Here is a 19,855-nt window from a genome sequence, read left to right as displayed (position 1 = left end):
GCTTTCATTGAAGAGACGGCTGCTCGAGGAACATCAGGCCGAAGCCAGCGATGTATTCCGGGATGGCCTGGTAGTGGCGGAAGGTGCAAGGAACGCCCTGATCGGTGCGCAGCGCACTGCGAGCGACCAGCCAAGTCTTCGATTCGTGAGCGGAAAGGCCGCCCTCTTGCTCGATGCTTTGCTCGGTCGACGCGCAAAGCTCGTCCAGGCCCGCGGTGCCCTGCGGCAGGAGGTCCATCCAGCGTCGATCCCACGCTGGGTTGATGGGCTTCATGGCGCTGGAGCCCTCGGCCAGGGCTCGGCCCGCGGCCATGACGCGCTGCGTCTTGGCCTCTCGGTCGGCGGGCGTGGGCTCGCTCTTGACGGTGATGCGCTCACGCACCGCAGGGTCAGGGTGGGATAGCGTCGGCACCGGAGGCTCGTGCGACAGGCCGCCCGAGCCAATGAGCAAGGTTCTTTCCTGACGCCCGTCCAGATACCTCCCAATGGCCTGGCCCAGGGCACGGCAGCGGCGCAGTCGTGGAATTCCAGGTTGCGCCACCGCGTTCATGAACAGCGGAAGCAGGGGCGGTGTTTCCAGGCCCCCCCACAGCAACTGCAGTGCCTGAGAGAAGCCATGGTCGACCTCCATGCGCCGGGACACCGCGATGTCGAAGTCTTCCTCCATCAAGTGCGCGGCCAGGGCTTCAGCGATCCTGGCGTCGACGTTGAGTTCACCTGCGGGCGATAGGTAGTCGCCGACTGCGCGGGCTTGCGTGCCGAGGCAGAACGGCGGCATGAGCTGGTTGAAGAAGCCGTTGTAGTGGTCGGGCGCCACCAGCACGATGAGTTCGGGATCGAACTTCAGGACGTGCTCGCGTGCTGTGGCAATTGCGGCCTTCAGGTCGCTCTCGACCGCCGGGGGAACCGGGTTCAGTCCCATCAGCGGCGAATGAGACATCCCGAGGAACGCACGGCGGGTCATGGACGATCCGCCACTGGGTCTGCGTCGAGCAAAGCAGCGAGGGCGCGCTCCAGCGCAACCTTCGCACCGTTTACGTCAGTAGCGGCTGCGTGTTGACGCCAAGCCACAACGCCGTCGGGCCGCACGAGGATTGCGCCGGCCTCGTCCACTTCGCGCAGTTCCTGCCAGCTGCAATAGGAGTCCAAGGTCCCAGGAGCGCCGATGACCAGCGTTCGCAGGTACGGGCGGTCTATTGCCGCTGCTGCGTTCACCCAGGCCTCGCCGGCGATTCCCGTCAGCAGCGTGAAGCGTCCTTTGCCGACCAGGTCGAGCGTGGATACGCGGCGACCATCGGCGCCGACCAGCCAGACGTGAGGCAACTTCGCGCCTGGACGCGTCGTGGCCTGAACATGGAGCTGCGGATCGCGCCTCCAGACCTCCTCGGCCGCACCAGCATCCGGGATCACTGCCGCAGACACGCAGCGCTGGTTGAGCTCGACCCCCTGGGCGTTGAACTCGTAGTTCTTGACCTTGAGCGCATCTGCCAACGCCGCCCGGCGAGCAAGGCCCTCGGGACCGGGGTCAGCGAGCTTCTGCAGGCCCGCTTCGACGGGATCGGCCGCATCGGCATCGCGGAAGCACCGGTTCAAAGGCGCATAGTCGATGCGAGACTGGTTGGCGCGCGCGACGATCTGCGCGCCAACTGGCGCGCGTTCCAACGTGTACGAGTCCAGCAGCCGTTCGCCGGCGTAACCCTTGACCACGAAGGCGAGCTTCCAGGCGAGGTTGAATGCATCCTGCATGCACGTGTTGGAGCCCAGCCCGGACGATGGCGGATGGCGGTGCACCGCGTCGCCCCCGCAGAACACACGCCCCTTGGAGTAGATCGGCGCGTGGGCCTGATTGACGTACCAGACCGATGTGCTCTTCACCTCGAACTCCAGGTCCGGGTCGCCGACCAGCAGGCGCACCTTGCGTTTGATCTCTTCGGGAGAGAAATCGGGTTCGCCCTTGTTCATGTCGAAACCCCATCCCGCGATCCACTCGTCCCAGGGGTTGATGGCGCGCAGCAAGCCCATGCCGATCTCGCCGAAGGCCGCATTGGATGTGACGATCCAGTAAAGGATGCTGGGCCGGTGCGCGACGTAGCGCGAGAGGTCCGCCTTGAAGAAAACGTAGGCAGTCGCGGCACGTGCGAGCTGACCCTCGACCTGCAGGCCTGCATCGTCCATGACCTTCGAGCGCGCGCCGTCGGCGCCCACGAGGTAGCGCGCCCTGACCTGGTACTCGCGTCCTGTCGCCCTGTCCTGCAGGAAGACGGTGACACCTTCACTGTCCTGCTCGTGGCGAAGGTATTCCGTGTTGAACGAGAAGACGGCACCACGGGCGGCCGCATTCTTCACAAGCAGCGGTTCCATCTTGTCCTGCGGCAGATCGAGCATCGTGCAGGGGCTGCCCTGCAGGTAGTCGCTGATGCGGTCGTCCCCCGTGCCCCAGGTGCGCAAGCGTGCAATCTCCGGGCCCGCGAGGCTGGTGGTGAAGAGGGTGTCGCCCATCCACTCCCAAGGCGTGGCTTCCAGTCGCGCTTCCTTTTCTACGCCGAGATCCCGCAGCACCTCGACGGCGCGCTGGTTGGTGATGTGGGCGCGGGGCGTGTTCGCTGTCCAATTGAAGCGGTTCACCACGTGCACGCGCACGCCGTAGGTGGCCAGCGCCAACGCGGTCGTCGCACCCATGGGCCCCGTGCCCACCACGAGCACGTCGGTCTGGAACTGTTCCGGTCGATTCACGATGGATCCTCTTCTTTCTTACTTCAGCGTGGCTTGAATGACGGTGCCGTAGGCGTCAATGTCTTTGCGCAGGCGCGCGGACAGCTCGGCCGGCGCAGCCGGATACGGGTCGCCCGAGGCGGACAACTTGTCCTTCATCGAGGGATCCTTGAGCGCTGCGATGAACGCCTTGCTCAAGCGTTCGACCGTGGCTTTGGGCGTCGCAGCAGGCGCGACGAAATACAGGTAGTTGGAGATTGCGAGGCCCGGATAGCCGCTCTCGGCAAGAGTCGGCACGTCGGGCATGAGCGAGTGGCGCTGCTCTCCAAGGGTTGCGATCGCGACCAGCTTGCCGGTTTTGACGTACTGCTGCGCGTAGTGCACCGGCATCACCATGATGTCGATCTGTCCCGCGATGAGGTCCGTCGCCGCGGGTGCGAGGCCCTTGTAGGGAACGTCGACAAACGTGCCCTGCGTGAGGTTGTGCAGCTGGTGCATGTGCAGGAACCAGGGGCTGCCGGTGCCCATCGTGCCGAAGTTCAGGCCAGACTTGTCGCCGCCCTTGGACAGCTGCACCACTTCTTTCACGGTGCGCGCCTGAACCTTCGGATTCACAACCAGAACCAGTGGGACCAAGATCATTCCGGAGATCGGCACGAAGTCGCGTACCGCGTCGTAAGGCACCTTGCCACCAAGGATGTCTGCGGCCTTGGGGTTCTTCGCCATGACCTGATTGATGGCGTGCGAGTCCGAGACTACGCCGATGGTGAGGCCGTCGGCCGGCGCGCGGCTGACGAGCTCGGTACCAATGATCGAAGAGGCGCCGGGCCGGTTGTCGATCAGGATGGTCTGCTTCAGGCTTTCGGAGGTCAGGTTGGCCACCGCACGCGCTGCCGAGTCCGCGTTGCCGCCCGCCGGATACGGCACGATGATGCGAATGGGTTGCTTAGAAGGCTCCTGCGCGAAGGCAGGCGAGAAGGTAAGGCCAAGGGCGATCGAAGTGCAAAGGGCGCGTCGGGTGATGCTCATTTCGTGTCTCCAGGTAGAGGGCCTCTGCGGCCGATGTGGTTCTTTTGCTGATGTGAGGCAGTGTCTGAGCGCAAGCCGACGACGTATAGTCGGTGCACCTAGTGCACCAAAAGAAATCGAAATGGCGATATCCGCACGCACTCCGCACGAGCACCTCTATCGGGAAGTCAGGGGCTTGAGCCGGGGGCTGTCTGTACTGCGGGCGCTAAATGCGCTGCCGGGTGGAATCGGTGGCGTCGTCGAGCTTGCTCGGATCACCGGCATTCACCGAACCACCGTCAAACGGCTGCTGGAGACGTTGAGGTCAGAAGGCCTGGTTCACCACAAGGACGATGGCGCCTCCTACGCGCTGGGCTTCGAGGTGCGCCGCCTCTCCGAGGGCTACGTTGGCGCGGACTGGATCGACCGCGTAGCGGCACCGGCCATGCGTGCACATTTGCGGGCGCTCTCGTGGCCCAGCGACCTGGCCACGCCGGACGCTGGTTTCATGATCGTGAGGGAGTCCACCCATCGGGTCAGCATGCTTTCGCAGCACCGCGCTACGATCGGAATTCGCATCCCGATGCTCGTCTCTTCGTTGGGTCGAGCGTGGTTGAGCTGGTGCGCCGAGGAAGAACGTGTCGCCACGCTGGCCTTGTTGGCGCAGCGCACGGATGCCATCGGCGAAATGGCGCGCGACAGCGGCTATGTGAAACGAATCATTCGCGAGACCAGACGCCGCGGTTATGCGATGAACAGAGGTGAATGGGCCTCGGAATCAAGCGTCACCGCGATTGGATTTCCGATCCGGATCGGAGAACACGCAATCGGGGCGATCAATCTCGTTTTGCAGAACAACGTAGTGTCCGACCGAGAGGTTGCGACGCGCTACGTTCCGCTCTTGCGCCAGCTAGCGGATGGGATCTCTGAAGCGACAAGTAGCGCGCCCCGCGGCTGACCATGCCGGCGGCAAGGGTTACGGGATAACCCTTGGTCTCACCGACTGTGCAACGCGCCCATCGTCTCGGCCCGTCCGCATCGACCGCTCTCGGCCTTCAAGCAGACGCTCGCGAGAACGTCTCCGCCGGCAGCAGCAGGCCCGAAGCTGACGCCGATGCAGGCGGATAGCAGGCGCTCAGAATCTTCGTCCAGGCGTGAAAACCCGCTCGCCCGCACGGCCGTTCAAGGTCAAAGTGACTCCGGCCCAGCGTGCCGCTTTTCGTAGAGTGTTAGCAAATATCCCTTTCGCCTTGACTTCAGCCAGCACTCGTGCGGGCTGCAGGCCGCGATCCATGCGCCGATGTTAGGGAGACAGGTGGCGGCGTTATACAGCAGCGCTGTTCCCCTTTAGCCAAGTTAGAAGGCAAGCGCACACTGCAATTTTTTAAACCACAAAGGAGAGCATTCATGGCACTTAAACCAGGACCGAAGCCGATAGCAAAATCAACAGGGAAACCGGACCAGCGCCGCCGTGATAACAAAACCACAGAAGGGAATACACCGTCCCTCAAACCTAGCAAATCTAGCAGTCCCCCAAAAAAGTAAATGACAGGGGCTCTCGTTAATTTGCCCTTCTAACCCGGCAGTCGATCGGACCTGCGCGAAATGCCGCGCAGACCGCTCACTTCTACGTTGGATGACGGCTCTTGGCCGATGATCCGACGGGCTGCTCACAGTGAAGTCAGCTCTCAATGACGTCGGACCTGTGACACGAACCATGGCGGCAGGACGCCGATACCCCCGAGAAAGTAGGAACGCCGCACGTCCGCGGTCCGGACACACGTTTCGAATCTGTGGGGCCAATCCTGCAGCAGCCAGACAGCCATCCCGAACAGGCGATGGCGCTCGGCCACACCACGCCGCTCGTAGGCCTCCCCACGGCTTCCGAGGACATGGTAGCCCTGGGGCCAGATCTGGTCGGCAACAGCGTCGTACAGCTGACCATCCTTTGTCGAGCTGGAGAGGATGCTGATCACCTGGCGCAGCACCATCAGGATGTCAGCGGATTTCTCATAGATCTTGCCGTCGAGCGTGGCCCATCCGAAATCGTTCATGAACTGCAAGGTCCGCACTGCAACGCTCGTCTGCCAGTCAGGCCACTCAAAGCGGTCAATCGGTGCGAAGCTCAGGTCGAACCCACAATGGGTGCAGATGGCCATGGAGGGCGCCCTTATCGCATTCCGATCCCCGAGCTCGCCGCGGAAGTAGGCATGCGGCTTGCCACATGACGCACAGCGATCCATTAGCAAGGTATGGTGGTGTTCGCACTCGGTGTAGAACGCCAGGCGCCAGGACCTGCGGATGTAGGGGTCCTCGTCCATGTGCAGGCAAATCGGGCAAAACTGAAGGCCGAACTTCAGCCGCTGGCGATGCCAGATCCCGAGCGGGAGGAGCCAGGTGGAGGTTCCGTTGGGATGATGATCAATGTCGATCTTGTCCGCGAGGTCGGCAAGCGTGGTCTCGTAGATTTCCGCCACGGGCCTTCCCGTCAGGAGGGCCAGGCGCTCGATCAGCCAGGGCGGCGCCATGCGGTCGACGTCCCGGTTCCAAACGGGGGCCATGTTCCCTCCGAGACGGGCGCACAAGGCATGGACCTTGATGCGATTGGCCCGTGCCAATCGCACGATCCACGAACTCAGTAGCTCGTCGGGCCTGCTTCGAGGATGCAACGGAAGAACTTCGCCACCAAGACCGTGAGCGAGCATGATGGGCGCGAGTCAGTCGCTGTCGGCTGCAATCGAGCCAAGCTCCTTGTCTGCGCGATCCAGGGTATTGAGCGTGATGCACTCCGATTTGTCTTCGATCGCCAATTCGGCAGCCATCTTCACGAGGTCCGAGATGCGGCCCGTCACGCCATCGCTTCGGCCATAAATGTCCTGCGCGATGGAAACATCATCGAGGTTGGAGGCTTTGCGCAAAGGCAAGGTCTGCTCCCACATCGCTAGAGCCTCTTGGTATTCCGGGTTCGGCTCAAAGCGACGAAGGCGCCTCTCTCTCAGCCGGCTCTTGAGCTGTGTGCTTCTGTTGACTGCATTGACCGCTTTCTCGACGCCAGAGGCAATGATGGGTCTGCGGGTCTCGCCCATGATGTACTTGACGTAGTTGAGTGCCACGTCCTGCTCAGTGGGAGTACCGACCAGCATGTCCTGGAATTCCTCGATGATCAAGACACGCATGCCCACATCCTTCATCAGATCGATACAGTCCACGCGGACGGCGTCCGGCTTGGCCGTGGCGGCAGGCCGGCAGTTGAGCGAACCCATGATCTCCCGGTAGATGTCCGCGCGGGCCCGTCCTGCGACCGTGATGTGAACGACGGGAACGATGGCCGCGTCGCCCTCCGTGTTGTCCTGCGCGGGATGCTCTTTCTTGAACTGGTCGATCAGGAACGACTTGCCGATCAGGGACTCGCCAACAAGCAGCATCCCGTTGGGTCGTATGGCGTTTTCTTGCCGATACAGGCGATTCATCGCCTTCAGGATCTCGGTGGGCTGGTGGAAGGAGATGAAGCGATCGCGCGAGATGAAGGCCAATCTTTCCTCATCACAGAGGTCCGCCACCACTCCGTAATCTGCGCCAAGGTGCGGGTACTTCGAAGAGCGATTTTGAGAAGCCGTCACTGCGGTCATGAAAGATGCTCCAGAATGTTCAAGAGAATGGGTATCGGCGGGAACAAGCCCGGTTCAGACTGCCGGCGGCAGCCGGCTGAGAAGCGCCGCCTTCTGTTCCGGCGTCAGCGGCTGAAGACCGCCTGGCGCACGCGGGCTCGTCGACGGCTTCGGTGCAGGCCCCGCACGATGCATCTCGCCGCGCGCGCGCTTTTCCTTTTCCTTGCGCAGATGCCTGGCCCGTTTGGTCTTCTCGGCCGCGCTGGCCATTTGCTCCTCGGCACGCTGGGCACGCTGACTGCGTTGATCGTCATAGATCGCAGCAGGACGGCCCAGGCGCTTGCGCTGGGCCTTGTGCTCCCATAGCGAGCGAGGCGGCTGAGTACGATCAGCGTTCGGAAGAGTCATGAAACTGCGATCGGGCCCCTGATCGAGCCATACCTTGGACAGAGCATCCCTCGGGTCGTAGCGCAGATCGAACTTCCGCCCTGCGGCAGTCGACCGCGCATCGAGCTTTTCGCTGAGCGACGCGAGTTCGTGACTGAAGAACTTTTGGCTGAAAGCACGCATGAATCCCTGCTTGACCACACGCTGCTCAAGAACAGGCATGAGCGAGATTCGCAGCTCCTCGGGATCCGAAGGGACTTCCGGAAGGCCTCGCGCGGGCATGACGTCACCATCATGAATGCCTGCGTCCCAGCGCTGCAAGGGGCAGCGCCGGTTCATGCCCTCGCCGGAGTGCTCCCTGAGGTGATACTCGTTGACGATGAAGTCGGTAAACAGCTTCTCGAACTCATTGATCGTGAGAATGGCACGCCCCTCCGAGTCGTATTCGGCCCGTTCCCTGGGATTCGAGAATTTCGTCCCGTTCACTGTCTTGATCCAGTCCATGAACGTGCTGAAGACGGACTCGACATGACCGCCGAACTGAGGCTGCCCGACGGGACGGCGACGGATCTTGAACTTGTGGCGCCTGCGTGCGCGTTGGATCATGTGCCCATTCAGTTCGGCCGCGTTGTCGACCAGAATTACGTCCGGAATACCCCAACATGGCCATCTACCCGTCACGTTCATCTTCTGCAGATACTTGTCCTTCGGCAGGAATGCATGTGCCAGGGCAAGGCCATAGTTCAGCGTCGACGGCGCATTCAACGAGATGAAGAAGCCCAGGATCATCCGGCTGAAGCAACAAACAACCAGCGTGAGCCATGCATCCCCGATGGGCAGCCGTTCTTCGGAATCGACTAGGCACAGCTGGACGGGCGAGTGGTCCACCTGGATCGTGGACAACGGGTAGTCCGTGCACGGCAGGGAGCCGACCTTCGTGCGGTATTCATTCCTTGCCTGCTCGAGGCGTCCCTCGGATTTCAATTGATCTCGGCGCGATGTCTTCGCGATCTCGCAATGGATCAACTTCTTGGACATGGGTGAGAAGCCCTTGGCCTTGAGCTGACCATCCAGAAGAGTCTTGATGTGCGGCACGGTCTTGCGCAAGGGAATGAACCGGTGCCTTGCCAAAGCATCCCTGAGCAGCTGCATCGCTTCCTCTGGATGTCGTCGATCACCCGTGTCACTACGCACGGCCCTTACCAGTCCCTTCGCACTGTCATATCGCCGTACGGCCTCGACGCGCCGGTAGGCTGTCGACTCGCTGACTCCGAGTTCCTCGGCCAGCATGAGCGTGCGAAGCCTGCGCACGCGTCTGTCCGTCTCCTTGAGGATCTCCTTGCACTTGTGGAAGGTCTCGATATCCTGCTCGTGCTCAAACCGCTCGCGAGGACTCATCTGCGATTCGTGGGGAAGCTCCCTGAGTCGGCGTCCCTGCATGTGCTTCTGCCATTTGCTGATGGCTCGCGGCGCGGCGGATTCCGCGGCACCGATTGGACCGGCCACATCAGCAGGGTCGGCTGGCGCAACGGCATCGTCCTCGAGCAATGGGCCAACCTCCTGCAACGGCAGGAACTTGCGTGGTCCTCCGCCAATGGGCGCGCACAGCAGTTGATCTCCGTCCCTGGCATCCACGATGCGCCAGTTGCGGCCATTCCACGAAACGCCACGCCCTGGCTCGAGTGACAAGGAATAGGCTCGCGTGGTCACCGCGGCAACCCGATCAGGCTGGAGTCCTGAAGCAATTCCGTCAGATCCACTTCCAGGCGGCGGGTCGCGATCAACCGGTAGACAAGAGGGCGATAGGCGAGTCGCTCGTCTGGATTCTTGCCAAGACGCGCGACAAGATCGCCCATCGGAATGCGAACGCCCGGCTCGAGCGCGGCAAGAATAGCCTTCGAACGGCTGTCATCCCGACCTCGCTCCAGATAGGCCATGAAGAATCTGGCGTTGTTCAGGTAGGGCGTGCAAATCTCCGACTCCCGCTTCACCAGGAAGCGAAAGCCTCTGGTCCTGCACAGCCTGTCCGCTGCCTGCCACTTGAGTTCGTTCTCACGGGGGTTCTCTTTGTCCTTGCGCGGGAGGCGTGCGACAGGGCGCGGATCGTCCTCGTCGAAGTCGGGTTTGACCTCGATCACCTCGGGTTTGAGGACCGCCTTGCCATTGACCTTCTTGTACCGAACGATGAAATCGGGCGTGTACGTTCGGCGTTTCCCGCTGTCGTCGTACCAGACGATCTCTTCCTCCCAGCGGTGGAAGTCCTCGACCCGAGGATCAAACCGCACAAGGTCGAGGAAACTTTCTTCGAGATGGCTTTCGAACTCGACGCCAGACGGTTCGATACCGGTCACCTTGACCGGGCTTCCTTGGATTTTTCGGGTGACCATGCCGACAGAATGCATGAACACGCTTAAAACGCGCAAGGTTCAGAGACGCCGCCGAGTGCTTAATACCTCATCAAAACCTCGATGAGAAGCAAAAAGAACTAGCTCAACTACAGGCTTTCAAGAGAGCAGTTGGCAGCGCCCCGCGTTCAGGTGGAATGCGTAGTATCGGCAGCCTTTCGCGGTGCAATTCACCTTCTTTTCGGCTCTAAAGAGTCGATGTGCAGATCTGCGACAGAGGGGAATGAATCTGCGTGTCTGTCACGACGCTCACCAGAGAAAATACTCCCTCACCACCGCCAAGAAAAACTTGCTGCCTTGCGAATTCTTGAGATCCCGATGGCTGTTCTATGGCGGCGGTGATACCGACGGTCTTAGAAGTTGAACTGGACCACCCGCGCAGTGACGATCTCATCGGGTTCCTTTCCAAGAGGAAAGGCAACGATGTAGCCGACTCCGCAATGAACGGGCTTGGCATCCGGGTCGCCTGCAGACTTGATGTACACCACACGCTGGGCAAGACGCAACGAGAATTTCATACGTTCGAGTTCATCGAGCCTGGATTGAAATTCGCTGCGAACCTCCAGCTTGTCTACCTCCGTGAAAAGCTCCTTCGCCTCACGGTAGTCACGCCAGTAGTCAGTCAATGCGGCAAACGCTTGCGCAGCCTCCTGCGGGAGGTCGGCCGCCGCATCGAACATGTCTGCGCTTACGGACTCGGCAAGTTCTACAAGCCGTCTTCCAGTCGCGGGCTGCACGGAGAGGGTGACGTGTTCCCGCTCAAACTTATCTTTTGCAGCCTGTATTTCCGCGGCGGTGATCGGTTTATACGGCTTGTTGAAGCAGTCAATGTCATTGGCCTCGAATGCGCGAGCAAGCGCACGGCGCGTATCGACATTGGATGGCTCCCCCCGCTCGACACGTTGAATCGTGCGAGCGGTCAGACCGGTGATTTCGGCCAGCTGTTCCTGGGACCATTTGCGCCCCTGCCGCATGGTCACAACCAGAAGGGCCAACTGGGAAGGGGGGATGACGTGCGGCTCGTTAGCGGCTTCGGCCGCCGGTTGGTCGGGATGCGATTCAGAAGTCGTTTTCATGGAGGTTTGCTCCGGTGGTTTCGATGATCTGAAGTATCCGAAGCGAGTCTCGGTGGCAACACGACAGAGACCCGACAGCGCTACGACGGCAATTGCCAGGTCTGCAGTTGCGCCTTCAAGCGTGTCACCAGCCTTCTCTACTACGGTTAGAACGGTATGTCGTCATTGCCGGAGTCGATGGCTGCAGGCGGAACTGCTCGCCCCTGGCGGCCGCCGGAAGGCGCCCTCATATCAGGAGCCGCGGCGTTGCCTGGCGTCGTTGCCCCAACGCCTGCCCCGTCCAACGCGACCTTGAGTGCCGCCTCCACCGCGTCGATGCGCTCCTTGCAGACCTTGTACGCATCGACTGACTCCGTGACGATCGTCAGCAGATCATCAATGTTGGGCTCGTTCTGATCACGCAGCGTCTCGGCATGCTTTTGCAGGACTCCGTAGGCGTCTTTGAAACTTCTCTGGGCCATGTCACTTCTTTCCTTTGGCAGGAACGGTCCGCACTTCGGTCGACCCGTCCCTGAACTGAATATTCAGCGTTGGTGAAATCTGGGCTTGCTCGCTCGATGTCACTGGTCTTCCCTCATCGGTGCGCACGATCGCGAAGCCACGTGTCAACGTTTTCTCGGGACCCTGTCCCGCCACCTCGCGCATCAGCGCCTGGGCATTGCCGCGGGCCTGCTGCACAACGCCTGCAGCGCGCTCCGCCACCCGTTGCAGGCGGTTGTCCAGCGCCTGCGCTACTGCCCGCGTAGCCGCTGCCGTGCGATCAACGACGGTGTTAAGGGCAAGGCCCGTAACGGACCTTGCCTCGCCGACGTTCGAGAGCGCATCGATCCGGATAGCGGTCATCAAGACCGGCACCTCCTGCTTGGCCGTTGCGACGGCTTGCATTGCATCGGCGCGCACCTCGTTCAGCAGTGCCAGGCTTTGTCGAGACGCGGCATGTACGCGCCGCACCGCGCCGACAGCGATCGTGTTCAGGGTGGCCGCACTTTCCTGCTCCGCGCGAGCCAGATGCTCACGGGCATCGGCCCTGATTCCCGCGTCGCTGCGCTCTATGGCGAGCCGGAGGGTGCGAACATCTTGCGTACCGGCCGCAAGGATTGCATCCCAGGCTGTACGGGCTTCGCGTGCGCGGCGCAAGATCTGCTGCTCGATGCCTCCGATGACCTTGCTGGGGGTGTCGAACCGGGTATGGGCCACCTCATCGGGCAACGTGCTATCGCGTTCATGGCCGATGCCTGTCAGGACCGGAATGTCCTGGTCACAGATGAAACGAGCAAGCTCGTAGTCGTTCAGCCATGCGAGGTCGTTCACCGCGCCGCCGCCGCGAATGATGACGATGGCATCTGGACAGTCGGTTTCTCTTAACTCGCGGAGCACGGCCGAAGCGGCCGCGACCACTTCGCGGGCCGCTCCCTCGCCCTGAAAGCGGCTGTGCGCATAAATGAAGCGGCAGATGCCGAACCGTTCCAGCCGTTCGGCCTCTTTCCTGAAGTCACCCAAGCCAGCCGCTTCCTGCGGCGCGACGACGAGAACGACGCGATAGTCCCAGGGCGGCGAGAGTCGGCGATTGCGATCGAACACACCTTCCTGCTGGAGTCGGGAGCGGATCTCCTTCTTGCGGGCTTCAAGGTCGCCGAGGGTGTACTCGGAGTCAATGGCATCGATCTCGAGACTGAGGCCGTACTGCGCTTTGAAAACCGGCTTCGCTCGTACCAGCAGCTTGATGCCGGCACCGATCACGGCGCCTGTGGCTTTTTCGAAGTCAGGGAGGATGCGCGAGGCTGTGACGGCCCAGATCATGGCCCGCGCCCTGGCGATCGGCTGGCCAGCGCTGTCGCGCTCGGAAAGCTCCAGATAGACATGGCCGTTGCGCACATTGGCTTCGTTGACCTCGACCAATGTCCAGACGCCGCTGGCGAAGGTTTGGGCTACTGCTGCAGCGACACCGTTGAGCAGGTGGGAAAGCGAGGTGCCCCTTTTGACGACGGCCATGCCGGTCGGCGCCGTGTCTGCGATCGCGACGTGCGTGGAACTACTGGTTCCCAGGGCGCTGCCGGCGGGAAGCCAGGCGCTGAACGCGACCAGGTCGACGCCGGCTTCGACGTACCAGCGCTTGACTGACCCATCGAAACGCGCGCCAAGCGCCTTCGCAGCATCCTTGGAGCGGTATGGGACATCGAGATATTGGCGGGACATGTGCGTGTCGAATGCTACTTGGCGCAAAGGCGCGGCCTATTCGCTATCTGTTTGCATTAAGGCGGTGGCCAAGTAAAGGCCTTGAATTTGCCACGCCGCAAAAGCTGCGTGTGCTTCCCGTGGAAGAACCCGAAATTCCAGCCATTGGAAGCACGGTGCTTGCTCTGATAGCAGATGCCAGCAACCTCGGCGATCGTAGGCGGAGGATTTGCAGCGATCGCATCCCACACCGCCGCGCTGGCCTGCTGCCACACGTCGATTCGATCGAGCACCATGTCCGGATCGAGACCGAAGACTTGAGCCGTTTGACGATGCTCGAGATTGATGAACAGCGCCGGCGCCACCAGCGTGTGCATGACCCAATGACGCGCAGGCAAATCCGGGGCGCGGACCTCGACCAGTTCGGGCAGGTCGAGACCATTGCTTTCCAGAATGCGAAGCGCACGGGCCTCGACGGCTGCTGTCAGCAAACTCTCGGCGGTATAAAGGATTGAGAAATCCGCCTTGCGCCCCGACGGAGGGTCGATCCGCCCGTTGCGGTATTTCTCGGGCGGAGCCTTCCAGTCGCCATCTGGATAGCGGAAGACGCGGTGGAATTCCGAACCAACCGGAAGACCCATCATTGTGACGACGCGGCCTTCCCAAGGCACCGCGGCGGCTGTTGCGTTGTTTTGGATGCTCATGCAGTTGCGTGATTCAGGTCCTCCAAAGCATGGTCCATCACGAAGCTGCGCCGTTCAGCGGGCGTCAATGCATAAAGCGCTGACAGCACCGACTTTTCGACTCCAGATCGCTGCGGATGCTCACCTTTGAGCACCTCTATTCCCGTTGCACCACCGAAAGCTGCTTGAATCGAGCGCAAGAAATCCCATAGCAAGTTGGTCGGCGCAGCCTGTTCGCGATACAGGGCAATCAACGCGACCAAAAGCCCGCTGTCGACACTCCGATGAATCTGAAAGGCCGGGTACTTCCGACCGTTCTCGCGTCCAGGCGGAAGCACTGAAAAGAGGTTGCCCTTCTTTTCTCGCTCATAGACGTTGGCGCGGGTGCAGTTCATCGTGGTTGCCATGGCGTCCGCAGAGAGCAGTTCGTCACCAGCCGAAGGGCTTGATGATTTGGACTCTCGAGCGGCTTGGTTCTGTGGCCGATGGTCGCTCATGACCATCACTTTGAGATTCTTGACTCGGCTCGGCAACCTTGCGAGTTCAAGGTGCACATCCAGCGATTCGGACGACACAGAGCCCCAGTCGACCCAATTGTGGGCAGGCATGGTCTGTTGAATGTCGAAAAGCATCGCAGGTGTCACAGCAAGTAGCACGCTTGGTTCAAGAAGGGGGGAGGACTTGACTTTGGAAGAAGTTTTTGAAGACATGGCCGGGTTTTGCCGCTCAAGCGGCATCAAATTCACGCCAGTGAAACAGTTGCCGCGCAGGCAGGGAAGATGTGTTCAAAACGAACGAGATCGTTCGCAGCACCAATCAGGTTTGCTTGGCGCGTGCGCCCGCTCTGGCCGCACAGCCCGCGCTGCGAGTCTGGAACCGTGCGATCCGCCATCCTGCGCAGATAGCTCTCCAGCACCTCGCTCAGTGCTTGCGGCACAATCTCAACAGACCCGGACCGCTCTCCCCGAAGGATGGAAAGCGCATCCGAAAGATACGAGCCAATCAGCACGACCTTGCGCGGAGGATCGAAGCTGAGGCACTCGCCGGGTGGCCCCAACAGGGCTAGATCGCCGCTGTCTTCTCTAATCAGCAATGTTCGCTGACGACCGCGCACGGTTACTTCAAAGCTGCGGTCGAGCAGGTCCCTATGAAGCAGCTCCTCAATAATTTTTTGATCTTGCTCGAGTGCATCCGCTGCCGGATCTGCTTTTACTGCCGCCTTTTTGACCAGCGTGATCTTCTTGCGCTCGCCTTCGCGGGCGCCGTTGGAGGCCTTCAAAAAACGCAGGAATGCGTACTTGTCTGCCTCGGTCACCAGATCGTCAGGTCCGGACTTCTCGACACCTGCACAGCGAAACTGGTCAAGAAGCGCTTCGGCACTCCGGCGAAGCTCCAAAGCAAACTCGTAGACGGTAGCGCTTGTCATAGAACACAGTCTAGCGAACCATTCAAGTTTGTCAACTTTGACAAGTTTGTTCTGGAACAGGCATCACTTCCCATCACCTCGCGACGCAAATTTCATCCGGGCAAAACAAAATACCAATGCCGGCGAGTGAGGCGCGCCAACAAAAGGTCAGTGGCATTCCACTTCCAGCGGAGTACGGTCATCCATTGAATTTCTTCGAAAGCACGGGCATTTTTCTCAATTCGCGAGTTGCCAACCAGTATGAATCTGACTGGATGCCAAGGCCTACAGACCTCGGTTACGCCGACGCCTTGGCATAGCCAAGAAATTCCGCATGCGGCGTTCGGTCTTCGTCCCAACGGCGAGCACCCTCTGGACGCTCCCGGCGCCCGACCACAGTCAGCCGGAGCCGCCGCTTTGCCCGGGAAATGCCGACAAAGTAAGCCGAGCGTTCGGCGGTATCGCTGCCCCAGTAGGTTTGACGTTCGATGCCCAGCATGACCACCGTGTCGAACTCCAGACCCTTGCTCTTGTGGATGGTCATGATCCGCACCGCGCTGTCCTCGGAGAACCGGGACAGCGCTCGCGCCGGGTCGGTGTCGAATCGAAGGAGTTCATCGATGCGATCGAGGGTTAGCTCGATGACTTCTTCGAGGCGACCTCCCCGTTCGTAGTCTGCCGACAGAGCTGCCACGGATTCGCGCCCCAGCAGCGCGAGGAACGCGTTTGCGGTCCTTCGCAGCGCGACAGCATCGAGTCCGCCTTGTCGTGTTTGCTCGCGCGCGGCGTCGATGAATCGGTGCCAGCGGGCGCGTAGCTCGTAGGAAGCGTCCTCATCGAGCCCCGTGGTCAGCAGGACAACCATCAGGCGCCCAAACGCATCGGGTTCGCGTTCGCCCGTCACGACTGCGAGATAGTCAACGATCAGCCGGGCTGCGGGCTCCGCAGACAGATCCTGCAAGCTTTGTTCGTTGCGGAAGGGAATGCCTCGTTCAGTCAACTCAGACATCAGCCGGTCGGCGTAGAGCTCGGGCTGCCTGGACAGCAAGACGGCGATCTCCGAGGGGGCGACACCTTCGTCGTCGGTCCACACCTGGATCATGTCTGCGAGGCCTTCGGCCTCTTGCTGACTGTCGTCGAATTCGACGACCTCGACTGACCCGTCTTTGCCGGCCAGGTCTTCATCCGACATCGCTGCCTTTGGGTCCATCACCTTCACCATGGCGTTCTGCATTCGGCGCAGGCGCGGCAGCGAACGGAAGTTCTGGTACAGGCTGAGAGGGAGCGCGTTGAAGTCCTGGGCGAAAGTCTGGAACACGCCCTCCAGCGCGCCGGCCCAGCCCATGATGCGTTGCTTGGTGTCGCCTACCGCGGTGAGCGAAATGCCGGTGCCGTGGAAGGCGATCCGGATGAGTTGGTACTGCGGGCCAGTGCAGTCTTGGAACTCGTCGAGAAACACATGACTGTAGGTCTGCCGCACTGCGTTTCGAGCCACGTTGCTGTTCATCAGGATCTGCACGGCCAGCGGAATCAGGTCCTCGAACTCGACCTGGCGTCCCGGGACCTTGATCTTACCGACCGTGTAGTCCGCATCCAGCGCATCCCTGCCGATCAGGACGGGCCGGAAGCGGTCGATCAACCGCTTGGCAAACGCATGGAACGTGTGACTGTCCAGCCGTGCGGCGAGCTCGGGGCCACAGCGCTGCCGCACGCGATCCTTAAGGTTACGGCTGGCGTCGACCTTGAACGAAATGGCCAGGATGCGCTGAGGATAGCGGCACGCCCCGGTGCGCAGCAGGAAGTCCGCGCGTTGCGCCAGCATCTCAGTCTTGCCGGCACCTGGGCCAGCGGTCAACGCCAGACTGCGCAGGGTCTCGCGGGCAGCGACCAGCGCATTGGTCTCCAGCGTCAGCCCATCCGAGGGTCGCCAAGCTGTGGCCTTGATCACTCGGGCAGTCCTTTGAGTCGCTTCTCGACTGCCTCGATCAGACGCCCGATGCGCGGCGGCATCTGGTCAATCAGCGCCTGGTCGTCTAGCTCGGCCAGGGCGCCCAGATGCGCCGCCGGCTTGCTGCCGAGCTTGAACCGCTTGTGGTAGGCGGCGAAGTGCTTCTGATGTTCCTCGCTGTACTGTTCGACCCCGTGCCGCTTTTTGCCCAGCACTGCGGTAAGCGTGGAGGGCTCTGGCGCTGCGAGTTCCGCCTCCTCCAAACCGTAAGCCTCGCCATAGCGGCGCAGCATCGCGAAGTCGAGATCGAGAGGGCCCGAGAAAAAGACTGCTTGGGTTTCAAGCCAAGCCAACCAATCCTTCCCGATTTTGGACTTCAGCAACTCGTCCGCGCCATTCCAGACAGGAAGGGTCTCGATGCTCTCAGCTGTGAGGCCTTTGATGGGATGACCTAGAGCAAGGATTTGCTTGGCCGCATAGCGCACGCGCCCCCAGCCGCCCTGGTAGCGCCCTAAGTCGAGATCCAGCAGCGTCACATGGGGAATATCCAGGCCGTTCAGCAGCCGCCAGAAGTGGTTCACGTGTCGGCCGCCCAACGGGGCGACGACGATGGACATGTCATCTTCCGCCAGACCTTTGGCCTGCATCAGGCGCGGCAACACGATCTCTTCGCTGTCACCTTCGCCCAGGATGACGAGCCGGGAGAAGTACAGTTCGGGGAAGGCTTGGACCGCCTCGCGCACGAACTTGTGGGCGTCGTCAGCGGCATCGGGCAGGACGATGGACTTGACGGTCGTCTCACGGTCCGTGTCGAGCCTCAAGTAGCGGATGTTTTCTGGAGACACCCGTTTGAGTAGGGACGGTGCATGCGTGGCGACGATCGCCTGCGCATCGTGATGCCCGGCGAAGGTGGTCAATGCCTTGATGACGCGGCCCAGGTAGTGCGGCGACAAACTGTTCTCGGGTTCCTCTGCCGCCAAGAGCGTGAAGACCGCGGGGCGCAGCTTGTCGACGTCGAAGGCATCCAGTTCCCCTGCCAGCACCTGTCGTCCGATGGCCTGCACCGACAGCACCAGTGAGATGTAGAGCAGGGACTGCTGACCATCGCTCAGTCGCGAGAAGTCGACCATCTGATCCTCGTGCCCAGGCGTGAAGCCGACAGTCAGATGTCGCAGCAGGTTGTCTATCTCATTGCGTTCGAACGAAACGCTGGGGTTCGCGTAGTAGGCGCCCTTGTGCAGAGCCGTCCAATGGGCCGTCAACTGTTCACCGAGGCCTTCGACGGCTGCGTTGCCGGCAAGAGCCGCGCCGATGTCCTGAGTCAGCCCCGCGATTTTGGCTCGCTCGGACTGCCAATCGGCCGCGCGCAATGCCCGGCCCAGCAACGAATTGGCGGTGTAGGAGATGTGATCCGCTGGATCCCTGCGAGCAGGAAGGTAATGGACCTGGATGGCGTTGCGATCATGTTTGGACACGATGATCGTTTTGGTCGGCTCCTCGTCCTCGTCGGTCTGCACGACATAGTGCATCGTCTCCTCGATGTCGCCGTCCTCATCGAGTTGCGCCGTCAGCCGGAAACGCACGCGCGGGACGCCATCGGCCGATGCCAGTTGCATGTGCGCGAAGTTGCCGGGGATGGTGGCGTATTTGCCCGTGGCTTTCTTCAGCTCAGGAAACTCGAATTGGGCCTCGATCCACAGTGTCAGGGACTCGATGTCGCCCGAGGCAAGGGCCTTCGGCGTGATATGGAAGTCCGTGCGCCGCACACGGCGCAGCGAAGGGTCGAAGCCAAACATCCGGGCCAGCGCCTGTAGCACGGCTGTCTTGCCGGCACCGTTGGGTCCGAGCAAGAACGTCGTGGCCTCGAAGCCGATGCCCGTGGGCTGTTGCCCAAAGGACTGAAAGTTGCTGATCCGCAACCGTGTGAGTTTCATCCCGTCCCCTTTATTTTTTTAAGGACCGGCCGAACCTTCGCTGAGAGCCGACCGGTGGCTAGACGCATTGCGCCCATTGACAGTTTATCGAGGCTCGAGCGGGCACATAGATGCCGATGAGCCGCTGGCGATTGCGCGGGTGGCTGCATATGGCACAGAGTGGCGGGTGCAGCGTCGAATTCATCGCGGACGAAGTCGCTGATGGGTCGATGGTTGCCCAGAGCCAGCGCTTCGCGGCAAACGAACCTAGCCGCTCGTCAAGTGAGCGACCGGACAACAGTCCGGCCACCATGTTCGCGCGGTCGAGTCAGTTAGTCGGCGGCAACCAATCCGTATGCTCACGAGCTTCCGAAATGTGCACTTCCGGCAACGTGTCGATTTCAGCCGGATCGCCTGTCCGGGTCGATGCGGTACGGAGTTCATCCCGCGCCTGCTGGAGCGCGAGCAGCCCCGCCGCACGGCCGCCGTGGACCACCGTCACTCTAGACCACGACCACAAGTCCTGCGTCATCGC

At 61.3% G+C, this 19,855-nt stretch carries 16 protein-coding genes; 1 reads left to right on the top strand and 15 read right to left on the bottom strand.

All coding sequences use genetic code 11. The features are described from left to right. Positions 1 to 4: 4 nt before the first annotated feature. The 3 genes from AC07XP_RS09440 to AC07XP_RS09430 are packed head-to-tail and all read right to left on the bottom strand — an operon-like array spanning position 5 to position 3,741. Positions 5 to 964 (bottom strand): 3-carboxyethylcatechol 2,3-dioxygenase, encoded by a 960-nt coding sequence (locus AC07XP_RS09440; RefSeq protein WP_495264482.1) that lies wholly within the window; start codon positions 962 to 964, stop codon positions 5 to 7. After that, complete coding sequence (locus AC07XP_RS09435) at positions 961 to 2,733, bottom strand: FAD-dependent monooxygenase (RefSeq protein WP_495264481.1); 1,773 nt, start codon at positions 2,731 to 2,733, stop codon at positions 961 to 963. The genes AC07XP_RS09440 and AC07XP_RS09435 overlap by 4 nt, the downstream gene beginning before the upstream one ends. A gap of 18 nt (positions 2,734 to 2,751) precedes the next feature. Then, positions 2,752 to 3,741, bottom strand: coding sequence for a Bug family tripartite tricarboxylate transporter substrate binding protein (locus AC07XP_RS09430; protein ID WP_495264480.1), 990 nt, complete (start codon positions 3,739 to 3,741; stop codon positions 2,752 to 2,754). 121 nt (positions 3,742 to 3,862) lie between these two features. Here AC07XP_RS09430 and AC07XP_RS09425 point away from each other — a divergent pair, with 121 nt between their 5' ends. Further along, positions 3,863 to 4,678, top strand: a complete 816-nt coding sequence (locus AC07XP_RS09425) for a DNA-binding transcriptional regulator (protein ID WP_495264479.1) — start codon at positions 3,863 to 3,865, stop codon at positions 4,676 to 4,678. A gap of 730 nt (positions 4,679 to 5,408) precedes the next feature. Here the strand turns inward: AC07XP_RS09425 and AC07XP_RS09420 are convergent. The 12 genes from AC07XP_RS09420 to AC07XP_RS09365 form a co-directional block, all read right to left on the bottom strand. Continuing rightward, entirely contained in the window at positions 5,409 to 6,425 is a 1,017-nt protein-coding gene (locus AC07XP_RS09420) for a TniQ family protein (RefSeq protein ID WP_495264478.1), read from the bottom strand. Positions 6,426 to 6,437: 12 nt separating this feature from the next. Continuing rightward, positions 6,438 to 7,349, bottom strand: coding sequence for a TniB family NTP-binding protein (locus tag AC07XP_RS09415; RefSeq protein WP_495264477.1), 912 nt, complete (start codon positions 7,347 to 7,349; stop codon positions 6,438 to 6,440). Positions 7,350 to 7,403: 54 nt separating this feature from the next. Continuing rightward, positions 7,404 to 9,404, bottom strand: coding sequence for a TnsB C-terminal domain-containing protein (locus AC07XP_RS09410; RefSeq protein ID WP_495264476.1), 2,001 nt, complete (start codon positions 9,402 to 9,404; stop codon positions 7,404 to 7,406). Positions 9,405 to 9,421: 17 nt separating this feature from the next. Beyond that, positions 9,422 to 10,102 carry a TnsA endonuclease N-terminal domain-containing protein gene (locus AC07XP_RS09405; protein ID WP_495264475.1) on the bottom strand — a complete coding sequence of 227 codons (681 nt, stop codon included), beginning with the start codon at positions 10,100 to 10,102 and terminating at the stop codon, positions 9,422 to 9,424. 371 nt (positions 10,103 to 10,473) lie between these two features. Then, the gene (locus AC07XP_RS09400; protein ID WP_495264474.1) at positions 10,474 to 11,196 is read right to left on the bottom strand and encodes a helix-turn-helix domain-containing protein; all 723 of its coding nucleotides are present in this window, start codon (positions 11,194 to 11,196) and stop codon (positions 10,474 to 10,476) included. 146 nt (positions 11,197 to 11,342) lie between these two features. Further along, complete coding sequence (xseB, locus tag AC07XP_RS09395) at positions 11,343 to 11,657, bottom strand: exodeoxyribonuclease VII small subunit (protein ID WP_495264473.1); 315 nt, start codon at positions 11,655 to 11,657, stop codon at positions 11,343 to 11,345. Between the two features lies 1 nt (position 11,658). Beyond that, positions 11,659 to 13,392, bottom strand: coding sequence for an exodeoxyribonuclease VII large subunit (xseA, locus tag AC07XP_RS09390; RefSeq protein ID WP_495264472.1), 1,734 nt, complete (start codon positions 13,390 to 13,392; stop codon positions 11,659 to 11,661). Between the two features lie 56 nt (positions 13,393 to 13,448). Next, positions 13,449 to 14,075: an RES domain-containing protein gene (locus AC07XP_RS09385; RefSeq protein ID WP_495264471.1), complete on the bottom strand. Its 627-nt coding sequence runs from the start codon at positions 14,073 to 14,075 to the stop codon at positions 13,449 to 13,451. Continuing rightward, positions 14,072 to 14,800, bottom strand: coding sequence for a hypothetical protein (locus tag AC07XP_RS09380; protein WP_495264470.1), 729 nt, complete (start codon positions 14,798 to 14,800; stop codon positions 14,072 to 14,074). The genes AC07XP_RS09385 and AC07XP_RS09380 overlap by 4 nt, the downstream gene beginning before the upstream one ends. After that, on the bottom strand, positions 14,797 to 15,480 hold the full coding sequence (locus AC07XP_RS09375; protein ID WP_495264469.1) for a hypothetical protein: 684 nt from the start codon (positions 15,478 to 15,480) through the stop codon (positions 14,797 to 14,799). The genes AC07XP_RS09380 and AC07XP_RS09375 overlap by 4 nt, the downstream gene beginning before the upstream one ends. A 277-nt stretch (positions 15,481 to 15,757) precedes the next feature. Then, positions 15,758 to 17,407, bottom strand: a complete 1,650-nt coding sequence (locus AC07XP_RS09370; RefSeq protein WP_495264468.1) for a UvrD-helicase domain-containing protein — start codon at positions 17,405 to 17,407, stop codon at positions 15,758 to 15,760. Then, positions 17,404 to 19,341 carry an ATP-dependent nuclease gene (locus AC07XP_RS09365; RefSeq protein WP_495264467.1) on the bottom strand — a complete coding sequence of 646 codons (1,938 nt, stop codon included), beginning with the start codon at positions 19,339 to 19,341 and terminating at the stop codon, positions 17,404 to 17,406. Before AC07XP_RS09365 ends, AC07XP_RS09370 begins: the two co-directional genes overlap by 4 nt. Between the last annotated feature and the right edge of the window lie 514 nt (positions 19,342 to 19,855).

The sequence above is a fragment of the Variovorax sp. GW531-E2 genome, from assembly GCF_059423125.1.
This window is presented reverse-complemented; position numbering and strand designations above follow the sequence as displayed.

Coding starts and splice junctions, on each gene's coding strand:
- AC07XP_RS09440 (WP_495264482.1), bottom strand. CDS start 964: ATGACCCGCCGTGCGTTCCTCGGGATGTCTCATTCGCCGCTGATGGGA.
- AC07XP_RS09430 (WP_495264480.1), bottom strand. CDS start 3,741: ATGAGCATCACCCGACGCGCCCTTTGCACTTCGATCGCCCTTGGCCTT.
- AC07XP_RS09425 (WP_495264479.1), top strand. CDS start 3,863: ATGGCGATATCCGCACGCACTCCGCACGAGCACCTCTATCGGGAAGTC.
- AC07XP_RS09420 (WP_495264478.1), bottom strand. CDS start 6,425: ATGCTCGCTCACGGTCTTGGTGGCGAAGTTCTTCCGTTGCATCCTCGA.
- AC07XP_RS09415 (WP_495264477.1), bottom strand. CDS start 7,349: ATGACCGCAGTGACGGCTTCTCAAAATCGCTCTTCGAAGTACCCGCAC.
- AC07XP_RS09405 (WP_495264475.1), bottom strand. CDS start 10,102: ATGGTCACCCGAAAAATCCAAGGAAGCCCGGTCAAGGTGACCGGTATC.
- AC07XP_RS09400 (WP_495264474.1), bottom strand. CDS start 11,196: ATGAAAACGACTTCTGAATCGCATCCCGACCAACCGGCGGCCGAAGCC.
- xseB (WP_495264473.1), bottom strand. CDS start 11,657: ATGGCCCAGAGAAGTTTCAAAGACGCCTACGGAGTCCTGCAAAAGCAT.
- xseA (WP_495264472.1), bottom strand. CDS start 13,392: ATGTCCCGCCAATATCTCGATGTCCCATACCGCTCCAAGGATGCTGCG.
- AC07XP_RS09385 (WP_495264471.1), bottom strand. CDS start 14,075: ATGAGCATCCAAAACAACGCAACAGCCGCCGCGGTGCCTTGGGAAGGC.
- AC07XP_RS09375 (WP_495264469.1), bottom strand. CDS start 15,480: ATGACAAGCGCTACCGTCTACGAGTTTGCTTTGGAGCTTCGCCGGAGT.
- AC07XP_RS09365 (WP_495264467.1), bottom strand. CDS start 19,341: ATGAAACTCACACGGTTGCGGATCAGCAACTTTCAGTCCTTTGGGCAA.